Source organism: Dietzia sp. KRD202 (assembly GCF_017168155.1).
In the GTDB taxonomy this organism is placed as follows: Bacteria; Actinomycetota; Actinomycetes; order Mycobacteriales; family Mycobacteriaceae; genus Dietzia; species Dietzia kunjamensis.
The window spans coordinates 1-432 of record NZ_JABFAN010000053.1 but is presented as its reverse complement, the minus strand read 5'-3'; the positions used below and the strand labels follow the sequence as shown (position 1 = coordinate 432).

The 432-nt window shown below is 65.0% G+C and carries 1 protein-coding gene; it reads left to right on the top strand.

Annotation, left to right across the window (positions count from 1 at the left end; genetic code table 11):
* Nucleotides 1-226: 226 nt before the first annotated feature.
* A partial coding sequence (locus J1M64_RS20060; protein WP_307872486.1) for a hypothetical protein occupies nt 227-432 on the top strand: 206 nt, incomplete at its 3' end.

The window sequence follows — 432 nt, the reverse complement described above, 5'->3', positions numbered from 1 at the left end:
GAATGGACAGGGGTACGGACACGGTGGCCAGCCTTTCGAATCGGTGCAAACGTCGCACAGCGACTCAACCGGTATCGGTGGTCAGGTATTCCGCCTTCCGGCACCGGAGCAGGCTGGCCGAGTGATCGTCGATGGGCTAGCCTTGCGCGGATAACAGACAGCTCGCCTGGGAACGAGAGTGTCTGCGGTAATGGGGGATACCGACACGGGTGGGGGCTTTCACAGCGTGAGTACGGTTCGGTTCGACAGGGGTGCGCGCCGCCCGGTGCCGCGCACACCGGGCGGTGAGGTGGCACTGCAGGCGCCGCCGGAGATCCCACGTGTGGTCCCCGGCAACCTCATGACCAAGCTGATGCCCGTGGTCATGGTCGCGGCCATGGTGGGCATGGTGGCCCTGATGTTCACCTCGGGCATGGCTGCGAACCCCATGAT